Below are 627 nucleotides of genomic sequence, written 5' to 3' on the forward strand. Positions count from 1 at the left end.
AAGACCGTCGGTTATATAAATAATCGCTACAGACTGGGTCACTAATGGGTGGCTGAAATGCTGCTTAATGTACAGTCGGAACTTTTAATTAAACAAAGGTATTTAATTAATGGAATACACGAATTAAAAGTTATTCCAGCTTATTATTGATATAATAAGTAAGTACGTATGTTTTACCTTATGGACAGATGAGTTTATGAGGTGCTACTGTTATTACCAATTTAATAAGTGCAATTCCATGAATTGGACAAGATATTGTTGAGTCAAAAATTATTACTTTAATTATTAATTTATCTTTTATTGCTATTTTATTTTCAATTGTAGTTGTGTATTATTATATCTTACTACATGTTAATTTTTCATCTAACCTTCCTACGATAGGTGTTATTCATCAAAACGCTTTAAAGAAATCAAATAAGGCTTTAAGATTAGATAAACAAGAATATATATCCATTCCTTCATCATTTTTAGCTTTTTTAGCTGGATTGGTTGATGGTGATGGGTATATTCAAGTAACTAAAACATCTAAAGGTTTCATAGCAATTAAGTTAGTTATATCTCTTCATTTAGAAGATCTTTCTATTTTAGAATATATTCATTCTGTTTTAAAAATAGGTAAGATAAATA

Annotated in this window: 1 protein-coding gene; it reads left to right on the forward strand. The window is 27.3% G+C overall.

What is annotated here, in order from left to right; genetic code table 11:
• Positions 1–326: 326 nt before the first annotated feature.
• The coding region (locus tag IEW49_RS13465; protein ID WP_188643244.1) for an LAGLIDADG family homing endonuclease at positions 327–627 on the forward strand (301 nt) is incomplete at its 3' end.

Origin of the sequence: Pseudoblastomonas marina (genome assembly GCF_014641655.1) — a bacterium.
In the GTDB taxonomy this organism is placed as follows: domain Bacteria; phylum Pseudomonadota; class Alphaproteobacteria; order Sphingomonadales; family Sphingomonadaceae; genus Alteriqipengyuania_A; species Alteriqipengyuania_A marina.